The 19,835-nt window shown below is 70.9% G+C and carries 17 protein-coding genes; 6 read left to right on the top strand and 11 right to left on the bottom strand.

Annotated elements, in window-relative coordinates:
• Window positions 1–185 precede the first annotated feature (185 nt).
• Window positions 186–1,499: a sensor histidine kinase gene (locus ACIA6A_RS15855; RefSeq protein WP_396098344.1), complete on the top strand. Its 1,314-nt coding sequence runs from the start codon at window positions 186–188 to the stop codon at window positions 1,497–1,499.
• Window positions 1,496–2,170, top strand: a complete 675-nt coding sequence (locus tag ACIA6A_RS15850) for a response regulator (RefSeq protein WP_396098343.1) — start codon at window positions 1,496–1,498, stop codon at window positions 2,168–2,170. Before ACIA6A_RS15855 ends, ACIA6A_RS15850 begins: the two co-directional genes overlap by 4 nt.
• Here the strand turns inward: ACIA6A_RS15850 and ACIA6A_RS15845 are convergent.
• Together ACIA6A_RS15845 and ACIA6A_RS15840 are read right to left on the bottom strand one after the other, a co-directional pair.
• Complete coding sequence (locus ACIA6A_RS15845) at window positions 2,167–2,673, bottom strand: NUDIX hydrolase (protein ID WP_396098342.1); 507 nt, start codon at window positions 2,671–2,673, stop codon at window positions 2,167–2,169. The two genes, ACIA6A_RS15850 and ACIA6A_RS15845, sit on opposite strands and share 4 nt — an antisense overlap.
• Window positions 2,674–2,689: 16 nt before the next feature.
• The gene (locus ACIA6A_RS15840) at window positions 2,690–2,884 is read right to left on the bottom strand and encodes a hypothetical protein (RefSeq protein ID WP_396098341.1); all 195 of its coding nucleotides are present in this window, start codon (window positions 2,882–2,884) and stop codon (window positions 2,690–2,692) included.
• Window positions 2,885–2,958: 74 nt separating this feature from the next.
• Here ACIA6A_RS15840 and ACIA6A_RS15835 point away from each other — a divergent pair, with 74 nt between their 5' ends.
• Entirely contained in the window at window positions 2,959–3,405 is a 447-nt protein-coding gene (locus ACIA6A_RS15835) for a MarR family winged helix-turn-helix transcriptional regulator (RefSeq protein ID WP_396098340.1), read from the top strand.
• Window positions 3,406–3,626: 221 nt separating this feature from the next.
• The gene (locus ACIA6A_RS15830; protein ID WP_396098339.1) at window positions 3,627–4,667 is read left to right on the top strand and encodes a S1 family peptidase; all 1,041 of its coding nucleotides are present in this window, start codon (window positions 3,627–3,629) and stop codon (window positions 4,665–4,667) included.
• Window positions 4,668–4,827: 160 nt separating this feature from the next.
• Here the strand turns inward: ACIA6A_RS15830 and ACIA6A_RS15825 are convergent, their stop codons facing one another.
• Complete coding sequence (locus ACIA6A_RS15825) at window positions 4,828–6,408, bottom strand: integrase (protein WP_396098338.1); 1,581 nt, start codon at window positions 6,406–6,408, stop codon at window positions 4,828–4,830.
• Between the two features lie 166 nt (window positions 6,409–6,574).
• Window positions 6,575–7,675: an EamA family transporter gene (locus ACIA6A_RS15820; protein ID WP_396098337.1), complete on the bottom strand. Its 1,101-nt coding sequence runs from the start codon at window positions 7,673–7,675 to the stop codon at window positions 6,575–6,577.
• 240 nt (window positions 7,676–7,915) lie between these two features.
• Here ACIA6A_RS15820 and ACIA6A_RS15815 point away from each other — a divergent pair, with 240 nt between their 5' ends.
• Window positions 7,916–8,584 carry a hypothetical protein gene (locus ACIA6A_RS15815; protein WP_396098335.1) on the top strand — a complete coding sequence of 223 codons (669 nt, stop codon included), beginning with the start codon at window positions 7,916–7,918 and terminating at the stop codon, window positions 8,582–8,584.
• Between the two features lie 7 nt (window positions 8,585–8,591).
• Here ACIA6A_RS15815 and ACIA6A_RS15810 read toward each other — a convergent pair whose 3' ends face one another.
• The 6 genes from ACIA6A_RS15810 to murD all read right to left on the bottom strand — a co-directional run bounded on the left by ACIA6A_RS15810 (window position 8,592) and on the right by murD (window position 17,107).
• Window positions 8,592–10,331 (bottom strand): bifunctional 3'-5' exonuclease/DNA polymerase, encoded by a 1,740-nt coding sequence (locus tag ACIA6A_RS15810; RefSeq protein ID WP_396098334.1) that lies wholly within the window; start codon window positions 10,329–10,331, stop codon window positions 8,592–8,594.
• A 711-nt stretch (window positions 10,332–11,042) separates the two neighbouring features.
• On the bottom strand, window positions 11,043–11,975 hold the full coding sequence (locus tag ACIA6A_RS15805; protein ID WP_396098333.1) for a carbohydrate ABC transporter permease: 933 nt from the start codon (window positions 11,973–11,975) through the stop codon (window positions 11,043–11,045).
• 19 nt (window positions 11,976–11,994) lie between these two features.
• On the bottom strand, window positions 11,995–12,906 hold the full coding sequence (locus tag ACIA6A_RS15800) for a carbohydrate ABC transporter permease (protein ID WP_396098332.1): 912 nt from the start codon (window positions 12,904–12,906) through the stop codon (window positions 11,995–11,997).
• Window positions 12,907–12,957: 51 nt separating this feature from the next.
• Window positions 12,958–14,394: an N-acetylglucosamine/diacetylchitobiose ABC transporter substrate-binding protein gene (ngcE, locus tag ACIA6A_RS15795; RefSeq protein WP_396098331.1), complete on the bottom strand. Its 1,437-nt coding sequence runs from the start codon at window positions 14,392–14,394 to the stop codon at window positions 12,958–12,960.
• A 75-nt stretch (window positions 14,395–14,469) separates the two neighbouring features.
• Entirely contained in the window at window positions 14,470–15,441 is a 972-nt protein-coding gene (locus ACIA6A_RS15790; RefSeq protein WP_396098330.1) for a MurR/RpiR family transcriptional regulator, read from the bottom strand.
• 292 nt (window positions 15,442–15,733) lie between these two features.
• A complete protein-coding gene (gene murD / locus ACIA6A_RS15785; protein WP_396098329.1) occupies window positions 15,734–17,107 on the bottom strand; it encodes a UDP-N-acetylmuramoyl-L-alanine--D-glutamate ligase in 1,374 nt (457 codons plus the stop codon).
• A 79-nt stretch (window positions 17,108–17,186) separates the two neighbouring features.
• Between murD and ACIA6A_RS15780 the strand changes: the two genes are divergently transcribed.
• Entirely contained in the window at window positions 17,187–18,482 is a 1,296-nt protein-coding gene (locus ACIA6A_RS15780) for a hypothetical protein (RefSeq protein WP_396098555.1), read from the top strand.
• A 121-nt stretch (window positions 18,483–18,603) separates the two neighbouring features.
• On the opposite strand, the gene ACIA6A_RS15775 is transcribed toward ACIA6A_RS15780, so the two are convergent.
• Window positions 18,604–19,737, bottom strand: coding sequence for an FAD-binding oxidoreductase (locus tag ACIA6A_RS15775; protein WP_396098328.1), 1,134 nt, complete (start codon window positions 19,735–19,737; stop codon window positions 18,604–18,606).
• Window positions 19,738–19,835: the final 98 nt, after the last annotated feature.

Raw genomic sequence — 19,835 nt, 5'->3', positions numbered from 1 at the left:
GCTGACTGCTCCTCCAGCATGGGCGCGGCACCCCCACCCCCGCGTCGGCCCGGCGAGGGCATCCGATCCGGCCCGCGTACGACCCGGGGAGTACGCGGACGGGGCCTGCTACCTCCCCGGGCGCAGTCCCGATCACCCTCGCCGGGCGGACGCCGACGGCCCCGCGGTGACGTAGCGTCGTGGACGTGCGAGATCACCAGCGACGCCCCGCCCCGGCCGGGCCCTTTCCCGGGGATCGCCGGTTCTCGTTCGACCGCGGCCGGTTCTCCGCCCACGAGGCGCAGTGGCGGGCCGCCGGGTCACGGCGCACCGGCCGGTCCGGGCCCGGCGTGTTCACCGCCCTGCTGTTCCACGTGCTCGCCAACGGGCGCGAGACCGCCGCCCTCGCCCACCCCACCGACTACCTGGCCGGCACGCTGCTGGTGCTCGGGCCGCTCGCCCTGACGGTCCGCCGCCGGCATCCCCTGCCGGTGCTGGCCGTCACCGCCGCCGCGACCATCGGCTACGCGGTCACCGCCGAGCCGAGCTGGACGTTCGCGGTCGCACCGGTGTTCGCCCTGTTCGGCGCCGTCAAGGCCGGCCGGGGTCAGGGCGCCGTGACCATCGCCGGGGCCGCCTACGCCGCCTACCTCGCCGTCACGGTCGTGTTCGCCGGGCCACTCGGGGTGGCCGCCGCCGCCCGGCCCGGCGTGCGCGACGCGGTGCTGACCGCGCTCGGCATCGCCCTGACCATGTTCGTCGGCAACGCCGCCCGGGCCCGCGCGGCCTACCTGGCCGAGATCACCAAGGTGAACGCCGAACGCGCCCGCGCCCACGAGGAGCAGGAGAAACGGCAGGCCGCCGACGAGCGGTTGCGGATCGCCCGCGAGCTGCACGACGTGCTCGGCCACCACCTGTCGCTGATCAACGTGCAGGCCGGGGTGGGGCTGCACCTGATGGACAGCCGGCCCGAGCAGGCCCGCGAGGCGCTGACCGCGATCAAGACGGCCAGCTCGGAGGCGCTGCGCGAGGTGCGCTCGGTGCTGGACGCGCTGCGCCCCGAGCAGGAGGCCGCGCCCCGGCAACCCGCCCTGGGCCTCGACCGGCTCGACGACCTCACCGCCGACGCGGGCCTGCCGGTGCGCACCGCCGTCAGCGGCGAGCGTCGGGGCCTGCCCGCGGAGGTGGACCGGGCGGCGTACCGGATCGTGCAGGAGGCCCTCACGAACGTGCGCCGCCACGCGGCCGCCGACTCCGCCGAGGTCGCGATCTCCTATGCCCCCGGCGAGCTGCGCCTGGCCGTCCGCAACGACGGCACCGCCGTGCCCCCGCCGGAGGACGCCGGGTCCGTGCCCGGCAGCGGCATCGCCGGCATGCGCGCCCGGGCCGAGAGCCTCGGCGGCACGCTGACCGCCGGACCACTGCCGGACGGCGGTTACCTGGTCGAAGCCGTGCTGCCCACCACCGCCACCCCAGCCACCCCCGTCGCCCCCGCCACCCCCGTCGAGGAGACATCGTGATCAAGGTCCTGATCGCCGACGACCAGGCGCTGGTCCGGGCCGGGTTCCGGGCCCTCATCGACGCCGAACCGGATCTCGAGGTGGTCGGGGAGGTCGGGGACGGGCTCGCGGCGGTGCGGCTCTGCGGCAGCACCCGTCCCGACGTGGTCCTGATGGACATCCGGATGCCGGGCGTCGACGGCCTGGAGGCCACCCGCCGGATCGCCGCGGATCCGGAGCTGGCCGGCACCCGGGTGGTGATCCTGACGACGTTCGAACTCGACGAGTACGTCTTCGAGGCACTGCGCACCGGCGCCTCGGGGTTCCTGGTCAAGGACACCGAGCCGGTCGATCTGCTGCGCGGCATCCGGGCGGTCGCCGCCGGGGACGCGCTGCTGTCACCGAGCGTGACCCGCCGGGTGATCGGGGAGTTCGCGTCCCCGGCCGGCCGCGGGCGCTCCGCGGCCCCCTCGGCGGAGCTGGCCCAGCTCACCGACCGCGAGCGCGAGGTGATGGTGCTGGTCGGCGAGGGGCTGTCCAACGACGAGATCGCCGCCCGCCTGGTGATCAGCCCGGCGACCGCGAAGACCCACGTCAGCCGCACGATGGTCAAACTCGGCGCCCGCGACCGGGCCCAGCTGGTCGTGCTGGCCTACGAGGCCGGCCTGATCCGCCCGGGGTGGCTGGCCTAGCTGCCCGCCGCGCCGTCCCACTCGAGCGGGTCGCCCGGGGAGGCGAACCAGGCCGGTGCGGTGTCGTCGAGCGCGGTGCGGATGCGGTGGTGGGTGAACGCGTTGAGCTCCGGGAGGTCGTCCAGGGCGAACCAGCCGACCTCGAGCGACTCGGCGTCGTTGACCCGGGCCTCGCCGCCGACCGCCCGGCAGCGGAACCACGTGTTGACGAACTCGCAGTGGTCGCCGTTGCCGTAGACGACCGAGTGCTGCACGACGCCGGCCAGCCGCTCGACCGTGATCTCGACCGCGGTCTCCTCGAGGACCTCGCGCACGATCGCCTCGGCGGGCTGCTCCCCCGGATCCATCATGCCCGCGACCAGCGCCCAGCGGAGGTTGTCGCTGCGCTGGCCGAGCAGCAGCTCACCCCGGTCGTTGAGCACCACCGCGCTGACCGACGGGAACATGATCAGGTCGTGGCCGACCCGGGCGCGCAGGCCTTTGACGTAATCGGAAGCAGGCACCCCGCGACCATATCGTTCAGCCGCGGCGGGCCTCGGCCTTACGGGCGCGCTGCTCGCGGGTGTAGCGCTTGCGTTCGGCCAGGTCGGCCTTCCACGCGTCGCGGGCCTCCTGGGTGACCCCCTCGATCGCGCCCTGCACGGCGGCGGGGCCGGCCAGGTTCTTATAGAACCAGTTCCACAGGAAGCCGCCCTCACGAACATCCTTCGCCATGACTCCCCCTGCTTACCGCACCGATAGTTTGCCGTGCCGATAGTTTGTGCACCAACCATTGGTACGATAACAGCATGCCCGACGCCGGCCAACCCACCATTGACCCGCTGCACCTGGAACAACAGGTCTGCTTCGCCCTCTCCGTCGCGGCGCGCGGCGTGGTCGCGGTGTACCGCCCACTGCTCGAACCCATGGGCCTGACCCACCCGCAATACCTGGTCATGCTCGCGCTGTGGCAGCACGCCCCGGCGTCCGTACGAGAACTGAGCGGTCTGCTGCAGCTGGACCCGGGCACGCTGTCGCCGCTGCTCAAACGGCTGGAGGCGATCGGTTACCTCACCCGCCGCCGGGACCCGGCCGACGAGCGCAGCCTCGCGGTGACCCTCACCCCGAAAGGCCGGGCGCTGCGCGAGGAGGCCCTCACGATCCCGCCGGCCGTCGTCGAGCGCCTCGGCCTGCCGCTCGACGAGCTCCAATCCCTGCACGCCGCACTGACCCGGGTCATCGCCGCGACCGCCTAGAGGTCACGGACCTCGGTGACCCGCGTGACAGGGGCGGCGGCCCGCCTCGGGCTGACTCATCTCCACCACCGCTACCACCAACGCCATGGACCCATGGTGGCGCGGGCCTTGATGCCCGGTTCTACCCTGACCGTCGTCGATCGCGCCGTTCTTGGGCGGTAATTGAACGATTGCCGGCGACCGTACGTCAAAGTTGATGGCCGGACAGAGGAGGCGCGCGAATGCGGGTACGCACGTGGGTGGGGCTCGGCGTCGCCGTCACGGTCATGTCCGCCCTGGCCGGGACACCGGCCCACGCCTCCGCGCCCACCCGGGCCGCACGCTTCGTCCCCCGCATCGCCAACGGGGAGACCGCCGCTCAGGGCAAGTACGACTTCGCGGTCAAACTGACGATGACCGGGCTGCCGACCGCCGACGGCGGCAGCCGGGACAGCTCCTGCTCCGGGGGCCTCATCTCGCCCAGCTGGGTGCTCACCGCCGGGCACTGCTTCAAGGACGTGAACGGCAAGCATGTCGCCCGGCCGGTCGCGGACCGGACCACGGCGACCATCGGCCGGGCGGACCTGCGTACCCGCGCCGGGCACGTGGTCGAGATCGTCGCGGTCCGGCAGTCGGGCACCGCCGACGTCGCGCTCGCCAAACTCAAGACCCCGGTCACCGACATCAGGCCGATGGTCCTGAGCGCCAAGCCGCCCAAACGCAACGCGAAGGTCCGCCTCACCGGCTTCGGCCTCACCGACGGCGACGAGTCCAGCATCGCCGAACGGATGCAGACCGGCCAGTTCCTCGTGACGACCGTCGCCAAGACCACCATCGGCATGGCCGGCACCGCGCCGAGATCCAGCACCAGCCCCTGCCCGCACGACTCCGGCGGCCCCTACTTCACCCAGGCGGCCGACGGCACCGCGACCGTGGTCTCCGTGGTCAGCAACGGCCCGACCTGCCCGCATACCGGCGCCGACCTCAGCGGCCGGATCGACAACATCACCGGCTGGATCTACGGCATCATCGGCAAACCGTCGAAACCCCGCCCCAGCCCCAGCACCACCACCGCACCCAACCGCGCCGCGGCGGCCCGCTCCAGCGCCCCGGTCGCCGCCGCACCCCCACCCGGCCTGCTGCAGACCCCGGGCCTGCCCGTCGTCGGAGCCGGCGCCGCGCTCATCGCGGTGATCGCCGGAACCACCATGCTCACCGCCCGCAGCCGCCGTCGCCGCCGCGCCTACAACACCCGAGGCGTCCGCCGCCACTCCCGCCACTGAGACCGGGACGCCTGCCCCAACTGGGTGGTGGACCCGGCAGCAATCGGGTAAAGTCTTCACCAGCATCGCAGGGGTCCTCGCCAATTGGCCTGGGCCCTTTTGCTTGCCCTTTTCCGGTCATGCGGTGGCCCAAGTACGTCACGCGGGTGGCCCAGGTCCGTCATGCGGGTGGCACCAGAAGATCGGCCACGCTCAGGGAAGTCTCGCCGCCGACGATCTGCAATCCCACCTCCGCACGAGCCGCGAGCCGCAGCGGGGCGGTTTCCTCGGCAAGAGCGGCGTACGTGATCCTGTCGAGGCCCGCACCCACCAGCGGAGCGGCGACACGCAGCGCCGCCTTCAACGCCACACCTTGGGTGGAGCCACCGTGCAGCACGATGTTGCGGGTCCGGTACAACCGTCTCATCGCGATCCGGACAGCGGCAACGGCGCCCGCGAGTTCCCGCTTGGGGTCATTGACGACCCGGTGCATCCGGTGCACGGCGGCCATGTCCGAGTCCCGCCGGAAGCGTGTCGCGAATGTCGGGACAGCGCCGTTCGTCAGAGCGGCAGCAACAGCAAAGGCCCGGTCCCGGTTGGTGGTGCAAGCCATGAGACTCAGCGCAAGCTCATCAGGAACAGCAGGGTGATGCCGGTGAGCCAGGGCGGTCAATTCGGCCCTGGGCCATGAACACGCGATGATGGCGGCAAGCCGGTCCGCGGCGACCGCCTTGCCCGACCGCTCCCCGTCGACGGGATCGTCCGGATGGGAGAGCAGCGATTCGACCGCTGCCCACGCCCCGGCGACAGCGGGCCCGAGGGCGCCGCGGTTGACCGGCGCGGCCAGTTCCAGGGCATCGTCGATCACCGTGCGAGGACCCTCCACCCTGTACAGATGGCCTTCGTTCACCAGGGACAGAACATCGGCGCCACGGGCCGGCACGGCAAGTGGGATCGGATCAGGATGCCGGTCGACCCAGAGCTGATCGGCCGGTTTGATCCCGTCCCGCTTGCTTCGCATAAAAGATGCCCGGGCCACCAACCGATCCACGAGTTCCCGGGCAAGACTCGCAGCACCGTAGGGATCCCGAGCGGTCACCCGATAAAGAAACCCGCCTGCCGGACGCAGGCCGCTGGTCGGATGATCACGCTGCCTCAGCCAGGCCAGCACACCGTGGCGGGAGAGCCACGACTCCTCGCGCTCGGCCAGGGCCGGCTCGGGAACACTGTTGAGCACGACGAGGACAGTGAACTCCCTCGGTGCGGCCGCCCCGAGCTCCACGGCACCTTGCAGCGCCTCTGCGGCCGTCGCCCGGGCGTGGGCGAGCCCGCCGATCCAGGTCGCGAGATGGCTTGCGTCGTAGCCGAGGTCGAGCAGGTGGGCCGAGACTGAGCGGGCCAGTCGCTCCGGTCGTGGGCGTCGCTCCTCGGGCAGCGTGGCCGCGTCGGCCCAGCGCTGGAGGTATCCGCCGCGGGCGTGATCGATCACCTCCCGCAGCCGGCGGTGCGCGGAGCTGGGGTCGGGCAACGGGTCACGCAGCAGCGCGGTCAACTGGCTGCGCAGATCGCGGCTGCCCAGGCCGATGTCCGGGCCGATGACCCGCAGCAGTTCGTGGCGCTGCCAGTCGACCGCGGCCGGGGACAGGACGCGGTGACGCGCCCACGTGCCCGCCTCCCAGAGCTCCTGCAGCGCGAGCAATGAGCCGACGTCCCACAGCCGCCGGGGCCACGACAGACCATCGAGGGTGAAGAAGTCGATCATCCGCGCGCGGACGTGACGATCGTATATGTTCGCGGGGGTCTCCGGGATCACCCGTGTCCATTAGCAAGAGACTAGTGCCGATAGACCTCCACTGTGGTGACCACCTCACGTTTTCGCAGGATGCGGCCCCAAGGGCCAGACGGAGCACCGCTGTCATCAGCCAGGATCATTCCCCGCCGCCCCGCGTTGCCTGTGCCCACACCACCCGTCGCCGCACCACCCCGCGCCGCACGTCCCGCACTCCCTGCCGCCGCACCGCCTGTCGCCGCACCGCACGTCCCGCACCGCCTGTCGCCGCACCGCACGTTCGGCACCGCCTCGCGCCGCGCCGGCCAGGACCGCGCCGTTCAGCCCGTGCTGGGGATTGCGTTGCTCGGGACCGCGTCTTGCTGTCGGCGCGGGTGGGGCCGGCAATGACCGCGCCCGCCGTGACGACCAGGACGATGCCCAGGATCGCGAAGCCGTGGACCTTCTCGCCGAGCAGCAGGACGCCGACGATCACGCCGGCGACCGGGTCCATGCTGAGCAGGGTGCCGAGGACCTGGGCGGACGACAGACGGGCGGCGATGATGTCGGCGGCGAACGGCAGGGCGACGCCCAGCGCCGCCGCCACCGCGAGGACCAGCCACTGGCCGGCGGTGACGCTCGGCGCGACCGGCAGGCCGAACGGGGACGACACGATCGCCGCGACGGTCACCGAGAGGGCCAGGCCGGACAGCCCGGCCTCCGACTTGCCGACCCGCTCGGCGGACAGCGTGTAAAGACCGTAGAAGAAGGCGCCCGCCAGCCCGAACGCGTACCCGGCAAGGTCGAAGTATCCGCCCGGACCGGCGATGAGCACGACGCCGCCCAGCGCGGCCAGGGCGACCATCGCCTCGCCGACCCGCCGGGCGGCGCACATGGCGACCGCGCACGGGCCGAGGAAGTCCAGGGTGACCGCGACGCCGAGCGGGAGCCGGTCGATGGCCGCGTACAGGCAGAGGTTCATCGCCGCCATGGCGATCCCGTAACCGGTGATGCCCAGCCACTGGGTGGCCGTCCGCCCGGTCAGCCGGGGCCGGAACAGTGCGCACAGCAGCACCGCGGCGAGCATCATGCGCAGCGAACTGGTCGCGAACGGGCCGAGCGCCGCGAACAGGCCCGACGCGATCGCGGCGGCGACCTGGACGCTGATCGAACCCGCGACGACCAGACCCAGAGCCTGGTGTACGCCCTGACGGTCGCCGCGGATCCGCGCGGGCAGGGCCGCGGTCACGGAGAAATGCATTCACGCATGGCTGGGCTCGATTTCTGTTCAGGGCACAGCGGTGCCCGCGAGGCAGTTCCGGAAAAGAATGCGGCCGTGCCGGAATGGCTCGGGTGCCAATGCTGTCACGGTAAGCCCTGAAAGGCGCCGGAAATGGCTCCGACGGCGGTACCAACCGCCGGGATGACCGTCTCCCGGCCAGATCGGACCGAACGGGCTAACCCTCCCCGGGCCGGCCCCGCCGGGCGATAGCGTCGGTGGGTGGGCGAGTTCGTGCACCTCACCGCACTGCCGGTCGCGGACCCGGCGATCGTGGCCGACGCGATCACCCGGTTCGCGGCCGGGCACGGTGTCGGCTCGCGGATCGTGACGGCGGGGACGGCCACGACGAAGGACATCGCCGTGGTGGTCCCGCCCCGGGACGGCTGGCTGGTCGTGGACTGGCCGAGGTACGCGGGCTACCAGGGCACGGCCAGCAGCTGGTTGTCACGGGAGTTCGGCGTGGTGGCCAGCTCGATCAACATCTACGACAGCGACATGTGGTGGCACGTCGCGTACGAGTCGGGGCGGGTCGCCGACCGGTTCGCCTCGGACCCCGCGTACATGGTCGTCGAGGGGGTCCCGGAAAGCCGGTGGCGGGGCGACGCCGCGGTACTGGGTGACCTGTTCGCCCGGCCCCCGGACACCCTGGCGTCCTATTTCGTCAACCCGGACACGTTCACGTTCCGCCTGTTCCGGCGGTTCCTGGCACCGTACGCGGGAAAGGTGTTCCCGGACGACGAATGCACGATCGACGACACGTGGGTGATCATCGATTTCTGGCGGCGCCTGGGAATCACCTATCCTGAGGCGGCGCCCGAGGAATGGTCGGCCTACCCGGCCGTCCAATTCCTGGGTGAATTCCCGCCCAGCGCGAGCAACAACGACTGAACGCCGGTCATTTCGCGTCCGCATACCGGTCGACGGTGGAGACGTCCAGCGGGAACCGGACCTCGGTGTCGCCGAACAGCAGCTCGCCGGCCCGGACGGCGGCGGCGCGGACCGCCTCGGCGACCTGCTCGGCCTCTTCCCGCGGGCAGTGCACGCCGACCTCGTCGTGGACGAAGAGGACGATCTCCGCCTGCAGACCGTCGAGCGCCGTCCGCAAGGTGGCGAGCAGCACCAGCGCCCACTCGGCGGCCGTCGCCTGGACGACGAAGTTTCGGGTGAAGCGGCCCCGCGCCCGGCCGGACGCGCCGCCCTGGGGGACGTCGGCGGACCCGGTGTCCTCGGGCGGGTCGAGGCCCGCGTCGCGCCACGCCGTGGACGAGGGCGGGCAGGTGCGGCCGAGCCAGGAACGGACCAGTCCCCCGGCCTCACCCGTACGGGCCGCCGCCTCGACATACTCGAAGGCGACGGGATAGTGCCGGCGCAGGACGGCCAGGGCCGGGATCGCCGCGCCGCCGGTCTGGCCGTACATCGCGCCGAGCAGGGCGACCTTGGCCTTCGGGCGGTCACCACCGAACGAGTCGGCGGCCAGCGCCGCGTACAGGTCGTCGGCCTCACTGGCGGCGGCGAGCCGGCGGTCACCGGAGACCGCCGCGAGGACACGCGGCTCGAGCTGACCCGCGTCGGCGACCACGAACGTCCAGCCCGGATCGGCGATCACCGCGCCACGCACCACCTTGGGCACCTGCAGCGCGCCACCGCCCCGGGTGGCCCAGCGCCCGGAGACGACGCCGCCGGGGACGTACTCCGGGCGGAAGCGGCCCTCGCTGACCCAGGACTCGAGCCACGACCAGCCGTGCGCGGTCCAGATGCGGTAAAGCTCCTTGTACTCCAGGAGCGGTTTGACCGCCGGGTGCTCGACGTTGCGCAGCACCCACGCCCGGGTGCTCGGGATGTCGATACCGGCCCGCGCGAACGCCCGCACGACCTCGGCCGGCGAATCGGGGTGCAGCCCCCGCATCCCGAACGCGGCGTTGACCTCCGCGGCCAGCTCGGCGACCCGCCGGGGCGGCCCCACCGGCTGCGGCGGCCCGAGCAGCTCACGAAGAAGACCGTCGTGCACGTCGGCCCGCCACGGCAGCCCGGCGAGCCCCATCTCGGCGCCGAGCAGCGCCCCCGCGGACTCGGCGGCGACCAGCAACGCGAACCGGCGCGGCTGCCCGGTCGCAGCGATCCGCCGATGCTGGTCGGCGTAGACCCGCACGAGCGCGTCGAGCACCGAATACCCGGGCGTGGCCGAGGAGACACCGGCGACGCCCAGCACGGCGGTGTGCGGCGACCCGGACCGCTCGGTGGCCGGCCCGAACAGGGTGTCCTGCATCTGGCCGGGCGGCTCGGGGATGCGCGGCGGAGGATCGGGCGGAACCGCGACCCCGGTCAGCCGGGCCAGCGCGGCGGCCAGTGACCGGGGCTCACCCCACCGCCCGGCGTGCCCCGACAGCAGCGCCTCGGTCAGCTCGACGTCATGGCAGCGACTCACCCGCACCCCGGCCCGCAACAGCGTGGGATAGCCGTCGGTGGTGGCGGCCCACACCCACCGGGGGCGCTCCGCGGCCTCCCGCTCGGCGATCGCGACAGCCAGGTCGGCGACCGGCTCGGGCTCGGCGGCGGGCGTGCCGTCGGGACGCAGCGGCCTGAGCCACCCGGGCCCCCGCCAGCTCCCGTTCTCCGACACCACCGCGATCAACACACCCCCATTCTGACCCCGGGGTACGACACTTTCCCGCGCCCCCACACCCCACCGGCCCACCAATACCCGAAACCACTGAAAGACATTGATCGCCGCCGAATGATGCGGGGAAACGCAGGCCGGCGCGGTCGGGGGTGTCGCAGGCAGTCACCGTGGCGGCCGCGCGGGCCGTGGAGACGGCACTGACAGGGCCGTGAGTCGATACAGGCAAGCGACGCGGTGGGACGGCACGGGCAAGCCCGGTGGGACGGCACGGGCAAGCCCGGTGGGACCGCACGGGCAAGCCCGGTGGGACGGCACGGGCAAGCCCGGTCGGGCGGCACGGTGGGGGTTATGTCGGCGGCGCGGGAGGGGAAACGGGGTGAGGGCGCGCGGAAAGGTGCGTGTGGGAGGGCCTGGGGGCTACCCGCGGGTGGGGCACTCGGTCAGCGCGATGACGGTGGCCATCTGACCGGTTTGCGAGCTGAGCTCGGTACCGAGTGCGCCGGGGTCTTTGCTGATCGCTGCCGGCCGGCGGGAGTGTTCGGACTGGGTGAGCAGCATCAGGCCGTCAGCGTCGCGCTCAGGTCGGCGATCATCCGCCCCGTGGGCCGTGACGGGGTGGGCGGCGCAGTGATCGGGGTCGGGCACCGCAGGCCTTTCAGCAGGGCTGTGGACGCAGCGAGGCGGTGCCGCCCCGGGGGACGGCACCGCCTCGTCGTACGGCTGGGCCTACTTGGTTGCTCCGGCGGTGAGGCCGGACTGGATCTGGCGCTGGAAGAACGCGTACACGATGATCATGGGCAGGATGGAGAGGGTGAGCGCGGCGAAGAGCGCGGCCCAGTTGGCCTGGTAGCCCGCCGAGACCGAGATGTTCGCGATGCCCTGGGTGAGGACCCATTTGTTCTCGGCGCCCTGGCCCTGCATGATCGCGACCGGCAGCAGGTACTGGTTCCACTGGCCGACGATGTTGAAGATCGTGATGCTGACCAGGCCGGACCTGGCCATCGGCAGCATGACCTGGAAGAACAGCCGGGTGTGCGAGGCCCCGTCGACGATCGCCGCCTCCGCCACGTGGTTCGGCAGGGTCTTGAAGAACGCGGTCATGAAGAAGACCGTGAACGGCAGCGAGTAGGCGATGTACACCAGGATCAGGCCGAGGTACGTGTTGAGCAGGCCGAGGTTCTGCAGAATCAGGAACAGCGGCACCAGGGCGAGGAACACCGGGAACGCCAGGCCCGACACGAACAGGTAGTAGATGAAGCGGTTGCCGAAGAACTTGTAACGGGCCAGGACGTACGCGGCCATCGAGCCGAAGATCATGGTGCCGGCCGTGCTCAGCGACACCACGAAGATGCTGTTGAGGAAGTAGCGGCCGACGTGGGCCTCGGTCCAGGCGGTCTTGTAGGACTCGAAGGACAGCGCGCTCGGCAGGCTGAACGGCGCGTGCGTGAAGATCTCGGTGTTGCTCTTGAACGACGCCAGGATCACCCAGATCAGCGGCGCGATGACGAGCAGGCCCCAGACCGCGAGCGCGATGTGGGCGAAGCCGCCGAAGAGCTTGATCTCCTTCTTGGCCGGTGGGGTCCCGGCGGACTTGCCGGAGCCGGGGTAGTTCACCGAGCCCGGCGGCGGGGTGGAGACATCGGTACGCAGGTTGGTCATCTCAGGCTCCCGGTGCGGCTCAGAGCTCGACGGTCTCGCGCCGGGTGACCCGCAGGGTCAGCGCCGCGAACGTGAGGGTCAGGAAGAACAGCACGACACCCATCGCCGAGGCGTAGCCGAACTGTGCGTAGTCGAACGCGTTGCGGTAGATCTCGAGGCCCAGCACGGTGGTCGCGCCGTCGGGGCCGCCCCGGTCCACGGACATGACGTTCACCAGGGCGAACGCGTCGAACGCGGCGATGCCGAGGTAGACCCAGGCGACCTGCAGCGTGTTCCAGAGCAGCGGCAGGGTGACCTTGAAGAACAGCACCCCGCGGGTGGCGCCGTCCAGCGCCGCCGCCTCGTAGATCTCGGTGGGGATCGAGCCCATGCCGGCCGAGAACAGCACAACGTAGAAGCCGACCGCCTGCCAGACGAGCACCGCCAGGATCGACCAGAGCGCGATGTTCTTGTCGGCGAGGAACAGGACCGGGCCGGAGCCGATCTGGTTGAGCAGGCCGTTGATCAGGCCGCTCTCGTCCGGTGAGTAGACCCGGGCGAAGATGACCGCGACCAGGGCGAGCGCGAGCAGCTGGGGGAAGAAGAACACCACGCGGTAGAACTTCGACCCCCAGACCCCTTGGGTACGCCCGCCCTTGGAGCCGCCGCCGACGTTGAGCAGGAACGCGAAGAACAGTGCCAGCGCGATCGTCAGCAGCGGGAGGAAGATCAGCAGCAGGACGTGGTGCTGGATCGCCTTCCAGAACGTGCTGTCCTGGAAGAGTTTGGTGAAGTTGTCGAAACCGATGTATTCCACGTCGGGGGAGAACCCCCGCCAGTTGGTGAACGACAGCTGGAACGCCTGAACGTAGGCCGCAATCACGAACGTCGAGTAGATTGCCACCGGCACGATCAGGAAGCCGATGATGAACGGGTACCTGCCGTGCTTCATGCTTCTAAGCTCCGTCCGTGATTGCGGTTACGCGTAGTCAGATGCTGGGAATCAGCGGGAGAACTTCTCGATCGACGAGTCGGCCTTCACGGCGTCGGCCGCCTTCTGCATCCGCTCGACGAACTTGTCGGCGGTGCCGCCCTGGTACATCAGTTCGTTGGTGGCGGCGCGCAGCTCGTCGTCGAGCTTCTTGTACCAGGTGTCGAAGCGGAACGCGAAGGTGTCCGCACCGGCGGCGACCAGCGCCTTGTTGCCCGAGGTGAGACCGGGGCTGATCTCCATGCCGTCGGTGGCACCCGCGACCACGGTAAGCGTCTTGGTGAGCTGCGTGAAGCCCACGGCGCCGGCCTTCGACAGCATGTGGCGCAGGAACTCCATGCCACCGCGGGGGTTCTTGCCCTTGCTGGCGACGAAGTACTGCTCGCCGGCCGCCGCGTACAGCGCGGTGACGGGCAGCTTGTCGGCGGCGGTGACGCTGGGCAGCGGCATGATCTGGTAGTCGAAGCCGGCCGGGGTGTCCTTGGCCTGCTCGTTCTCCAGCCAGGACCCGGACGGGTAGAAGCCGACCTGGTACTGGTCCTGCTTGAGCTGGACCTCGGTGTGCTTGAGGCCGAGGAACGCCTTGTCGGAGTACTTCGCGCCGACCTCGGCCCACGCGGCCGCGGCCTGCTTGACGGCGTCGTTGGTCCAGGCGCCCGGCTCGAGGTTGTCGATGTTCTTGAGGATGTCCGGGCCACCGATCTTGGCGGCACTGGCCAGGAGCACGGTGTACTGGTAGTACGGCGCGTTGGCACCCGCGTACCCGTACGGCGTGATGCCCTTGGCCTTCATCGCGTCGAGCAGCTTGAGGAAGTCGGCCCAGGTCGCCGGCGCGGTCCAGCCGTTCTCCTTGAACAGCTTGCCGGAGTACCACAGGCCGAACACGGTGAAGGCGTAGTTGAGCACGTAGGGCTTGCCGTTGAACGTGCCCTGCTCGACCGTACCGGGGATCAGGGTGTCCTTGACGGTCTTGCCGGTGATGTCGAGCGAGGGGGCCGCGAAGAGCTCGGTCAGGTCCTGGACCTGCTCGGCCTGCACCAGCGCGCCCTGGTCCATCAGCTTCGAGCCCGAGTTGTTGATCATGTCGGGCGGGTTGTTGCCGGTGAACCGCGGCTGGACGACGGTCGCGATCTCCTCGGTCTGGCTGAACGTGACCTTGGAGTTCGGGAACAGCTTGTTGTACGACGGGATGTCGACGTCCGTCGCGTACTTGGTACCGAGGCCACCGTTGAAGATCACGATCTCCAGCGGCTCGTCCTCCTTGATACCGAGCGGGTTCGTCGCGGAGACGGTGCCGGCGGGCTTCTCCGCGGCGTCGTCGTCGCTGTCGCCGCCGCCACCGACACAGGCGGTGAGCATGCCCATGGCCGGGGTGGCGAGCAGGCCCACGGCGGCCGCGCGGCGCAGCAGCGTCCGGCGGTCGACCTCGGGCTTGAAGATGTCGGACATTCGCTTTCTCCTCAGAATCTTGGTGCGTTGCCGGGCGCTGAGAGGTTTATGAGGGGGTGCCGTGAAGCGTCAGGATCAATGGGGTGCTGCTCCGTCCTTGGCGGCTTTGTGACCGTGGACGGCTTGTGCGGTTCGCTGGAACGCGGCATGCGAACGTTCGTGGGTCCGCTGCGCGACGGCGACGTAGAGCAGATCGAGGACGACCAGCTGCGGGTGCCGCGCGGAGAGCGCGTCCGGCCGGAACGTCGTGGCCTGGGTGGCGGTGAGCAGCACGATGTCGGCCAGCTCGGCCAGCGGCGACTGCGGGAAGCTGGTCAGCGCGATCGTGGTCGCGCCCCGGCTGCTCGCCTCGGCCACCAGCTCTATGGTCTCGCCGGTCTCCCCGCTGTGCGAGATGCCGAGCGCGACGTCGCCCTGCCGGGACAGCGCGGCGCTGGCGAGCCCGTTGTGCACGTCGGTCCACGCCCACGCGGCGACACCGATGCGGTGCAGGCTGAACTGCATCTCCTCGCCGACCAGGGCGCTGCCGCTGGCCCCGAAGATGTTGACCCGCTGGGCGGTGGCGACCGCGGCCGCGGCCCGGTCGACCTCGCGCAGGTCCAGCAGGGACGCGGTGTCGTGCATGGCCCGGGTGTCCGCGGCCATTATCTGGCCGAGCACCCGTTCGAGCGGGTCGCTGGGCTGGATCTCGCGGCCGATGTCGATGTGCCAGCCGGCCGAGCGGGCCCGGCCGGTCTCGGCGGCGATGCCCAGCCGCAGGTCGGCGTAGCCGTCGAAGCCCATGGCCCGGCAGAAGCGGGTGACCGTGGCCGGCGACGTGCCGCTGCGTTCGGCGAGCTCGACGATCGTGGCCCGGGACGCGGCGGCCGGGTCGGTGAGCACCTGCTCGGCGACGCGCTGCAGGGCGCCGGTGAATTCCGGCAGGAGGGTGCGCACCCGGATCAGGACGCCGTCGGAGGCGTGCATGACGGGCACGGGCGCCTGGTCGTACGCCGGCGAGTCGGCGACCGCTGTGCGAGCGGTGCCGTCCGCTTGTGGCTCGACCATGGGGCCGCCCCTCAGGTAGGAGTGTTAACTGTTGCGGTAAAAGTTCTTACTGCGGGCCCCCTCCTGTCAAGACTGTGGGTGAAGTTTTCAAACCGTTACCTGAACGACGGGCATCAATCGCGATTACGCAGCGAATTGTCTTGATCACGCCCATATGACCATGAAGCAGACAAATAACCGGCCATTTCGGGCGCTCCGTCGTGACTCCGCGTGCGAAAGGAAACGTGCCGTCAACAGATGACGCACGGCGGAAACAAGATCACGGTCCGGCAATAATTCTGCCCAGAACCGGTTAAGCCCTTCGATCAGCCGGTTGAGCCGATGCGCGGACGGCCTCGGCGAAAACCTCGGAACGATGCTCGAAGTTGCGGTACCGCCCATAGCTCGGCGCCGCCGGCGACAGCAGTACGACACCCCTGGCCGGGGTCAGCTCACGCGCGAGACGCACGGCAGCGGGCAGGTCCTCCGCGGACTCCGTGCGTACCCCGGCAAGGTCCTGCAAGGCCGCGAGAATGCGCGGACCGCTGTCCGGAAGGCCGATCACGGTGATCTCCCGGCCCTTCAGGTGGTCCCGCAGGGGGGCATAGTCCAGGCCGCGGTCGGTGCCGCCGACGAGCACGGTCAACGGCCGGCCCTCGTACGCGTCGATCGCGTGCATGGCCGAGTAAGGGCTGGTCGAGAGCGTGTCGTCGACGAAGGTCAGCCCGGACGGATCCTCGATCTCGGCGAGCCGGTGCGGCAGCCCCTGGAACGTCGCGACGGCGGCGGCGAGCTCGTCCTTGAGCTTCAGCACATCGAGACCCATACCGTCGAGCACGGCCAGCGCCACGCACAGGTTGCGCCCGTTGTGCCGGCCCCGCAGCTTCAGCGCGTCCCGCGGGAACAGCGCGTCGTCGCTGCAGTAGACGAGACCGTCGTCCTCGATCCGGAACCGCGAATCCCCCGAACCCGCCGGGATCGCCGGCCAGTTGTTGACGTCGCGCATCGCCAGGGTCTCGGTCACCAGCCGCTCGTCGGCACCGTTGACCACGATCAGCTCGGGGCTGTGCGCGAGCAGGTTGAGCTTGTCGCGGTAGTACTCCCGCTCACCGCCGTGCGCGTCGAGGTGCTCGGGGAACAGCGACGTCACCACCGCGACGCGCGGCGAGTCGGTCAGGTCACTGCACTGGTAGCTCGAGAGCTCCAGGACGTACTGATCAGAATCGGGCAGATCGAGCAGCGGCACCCCGATGTTGCCGCCGAAGACGTTGGGCCGCCCGGCGGCCGCGAGCAGGTGGCTGATCAGCGCGGCGGTGGTGCTCTTGCCCTTGCTGCCGGTCACACCGACGGTCTTGCGGGCATGATCGGCCATCCAGAGCGCGCTGCCGCCGGTGACGGTCACGCCCCGGGAGCGCAGCTCGACCATCCACGGGTGGGTCTGCGGCACGCCGGGCGAGCGCACCACGACATCGGCGCTGACCAGGGCCGGGAACGCGTGGTCACCGCCGGCGAGCGGGGCCTTCTCCGCGAGCTCGCCCTCCCACGGCACGGACAGGAAGTTGGCACTGTCGTCGACGGCGAGCAGGCGCGACGGCCCCTGCGCGGCGATCGCGGTCACGGCGGCACGGCCCTCACGGCCGGTCCCCCAGACGGCTACGGAACGTCCGCGCAGATCTGCCAAACGCACAGGAATACTCCCTCTGTCGATTGGCACTAGTATTGCCCGTCGGTCCGATGTTGGGAGTTTGCGGGTGCAGTTCGACGTGATGCGCTTTCCTTCGTACGCCTACGACCCGTCCACGGGGGTGGCGACGTTCGACTACGTGCTGGACGGCGAGTCCCCGGAGACGTTCACCGAGACCATCACGTTCCCCGCCGGGCCCGCGCCCACGGACGCGTTCCACCGGGTGCTCGACCTGGTGCACGTCGTGGCCGGGGTGAGCTACTACAAGGTCGGCGCGCCGGCCCGGATCGAGGCCCCCAAGGCGGTGACCCCGGAGGCCAAGGCGCTGTTCGACGCGGTCTACAGCAAAGGCCTGGGCGAATACGCGTACGTCAACCAGCTGCCGTTCGTGCTCACGATGTCGGTCGACGTCCCGGGCGTGGCGCCGGCCGCGGCTCCCGTGGACAACTCCGGCGCGCGGCCGCTGTCGGCGGTCGGGGGCGGCAAGGACTCCATCGTCACGCTGGAGATCCTGCGGGCGGCCGGGCTCGAACCCGTACCGTTCTCGGTCAACCCCAACCCGGTCATCGTCAACGTCAACGCGGCCTCCGGCATCCCCGCGCTCGCCGCCCGCCGCAAGCTCGACCCGCACCTGTTCGAGCTCAACAAGGCCGGCGCCCGCAACGGCCACATCCCGGTCACCGCGATCAACTCGCTCATCGCGATCGCCACCGCGGTGCTGCACGGCCTCGGCCCGGTGGTCATGTCCAACGAACGCTCGGCCTCCGACCCCAACCTGATCTGGAACGGTCACGAGATCAACCACCAGTGGTCCAAGGGCGTCGAGGCGGAAGGCCTGCTCCGCGCCGCGGTCACCAGTTACGTGGGCCTCACCGAGCCGTACTTCTCGCTGCTGCGGTCACTGTCGGAACTGCACATCGCCCAGCTGTACGCCCGCTTCCCGGCCTACGACGACGTGGTCACCAGCTGCAACAAGGCCTTCAAACTGCACGACCCGACCACCCGCTGGTGCGGCGACTGCCCCAAATGCCGCTTCGTCGCGCTCGCCATGGCCCCGTCCATGCCCCGCGAGCGTCTCACCCACATCTTCGGGCGCGACCTGTTCGCCGACCCGGCCCAGGTGCCCGGCTACCTCGAACTCCTCGGCATCGACGCCCACAAGCCGTTCGAGTGCGTGGGCGAGGTCGAGGAATCCCTGGTCGCCCTGACCATGCTCGCCGAAGACCCCCAGTGGGCCGACGCCCCGGTGGTGACGGCCCTGCGAGCGGCGGTGCCCCCCGCCGCCTGGTCCGAGGCCGACCGGGCCGCGGTCCTCACCCCCGGCGGCGAGACGTACGTCCCCCCGGCCTACGCGAAGGCCCTGGCCGCGATCCTCTGACCGGCCGGCCGGCCCGCACTGCCCGGGCCGCGCCGGCGTCTTTCGCGGGCCGGAACCACCGCGCGACCGGCCGCCGGCGCGGACCTCGACTTCCGGATCGACGTCGCCGTGACCTGACCCGTCAGGACTGTTCCGGCGGGTCATGATGGATCTGCCCGGGCCCGACCCCGAGATGCATCAACGCGGCACCGGTCTCGGCCAGCATCACCGGCGGTCCCGCGAGATACACGTCGTGATCCGACCACTCGCCGTAGGCGGCGACCGCCTCGGTCACCGGACCCGACGGGTACGGCCCGGGCTCCCCCTCGGTGATCACCGGGATCACCGTGGCCCGCCGCGCCGCCCGGGCGATCGCGACGAGCTCGTCCAGGTCGTACAGTTCGGCCATCGACCGGACGCCCCAGAACAGCACCGCCGACCGCGGATCGTCGGTCACGGCGAGCTCGGTGAGCAGCGCCTTCAGCGGCGCGACGCCGGTGTCCCCGGCGATCATCAACAGGTCACGACCGGCGGGTGGCAGGATCATCGAACCCTCGGCCCGGGAGATCCGCACGCTGTCCCCCACGCCCGTACGGTGCACCAGGCTCCCGCTGACGCCGGTGAACGTCTTGACCCGCACATGCAGCTCGAGCACGTTGTCCCGGCGCGGCGTCCCGGCCAGCGAATACGGCCGCCACACCCCCGGATGCTCCGCCACCTGCACGCGGGCGAACTGGCCGGGCAGGTAGGGCAGGGGCAGATACGGTCGCAGCCGGATCACCGCGAGATCGGGCCGCCGCAGCTCGTGCGAGACGACCTTCGCACTCCAGACCATCGGCTCGTACCCGCCGACCGCCATCCCCTCCGAGATCCACTCGTAGGCGTGCTGCCACGTGGACCGCCACGCCTGGTCGAAATCCTGCCGCCACCCGTTGGCGGCCATCCCGGCCCGCATCGCCTCGGCCAGCGCCGCCCCCGCCAGCTGCAGCTGCTGCGGTGCCACCCCCGCCTCGGCCAGCGCCATCCCCAGCCGCCCGAACCCGGCCACGAGCATCGGCGGCTGATCCACATGATGCGCCAGCCAGACCAGCCCGTCGGCCAGCTGCTCGACCTGCGAGGCCGGCCCGCCCGGAAGCGTGGCGAACAGCATCGGCTGCGCCTGGGCCAGGGCCGCCCGAAACCGCCCCGCCACCTCGGCCGGCCCGCCGGCCAGGGACAGGCTGTTGCCCAGGAGCCGCCGGATCTCGGTGAGCGCGGCATCGTCCGCGGGATCCATCCCGTCCGCCGGCAGCGCGGGCCGCCCGGGAGCGACCGGCTTGGCACCCCAGAGGCCGGAAAGATCGGGGAACCGGATCGCGGACAGACCCTGCGCAG

The organism is Actinoplanes sp. NPDC051494, assembly GCF_044454705.1.
GTDB lineage: Bacteria > Actinomycetota > Actinomycetes > Mycobacteriales > Micromonosporaceae > Actinoplanes.
The sequence above is the reverse complement of the archived record's forward strand: the minus strand, read 5'-3'. Positions and strand labels throughout refer to the sequence as shown.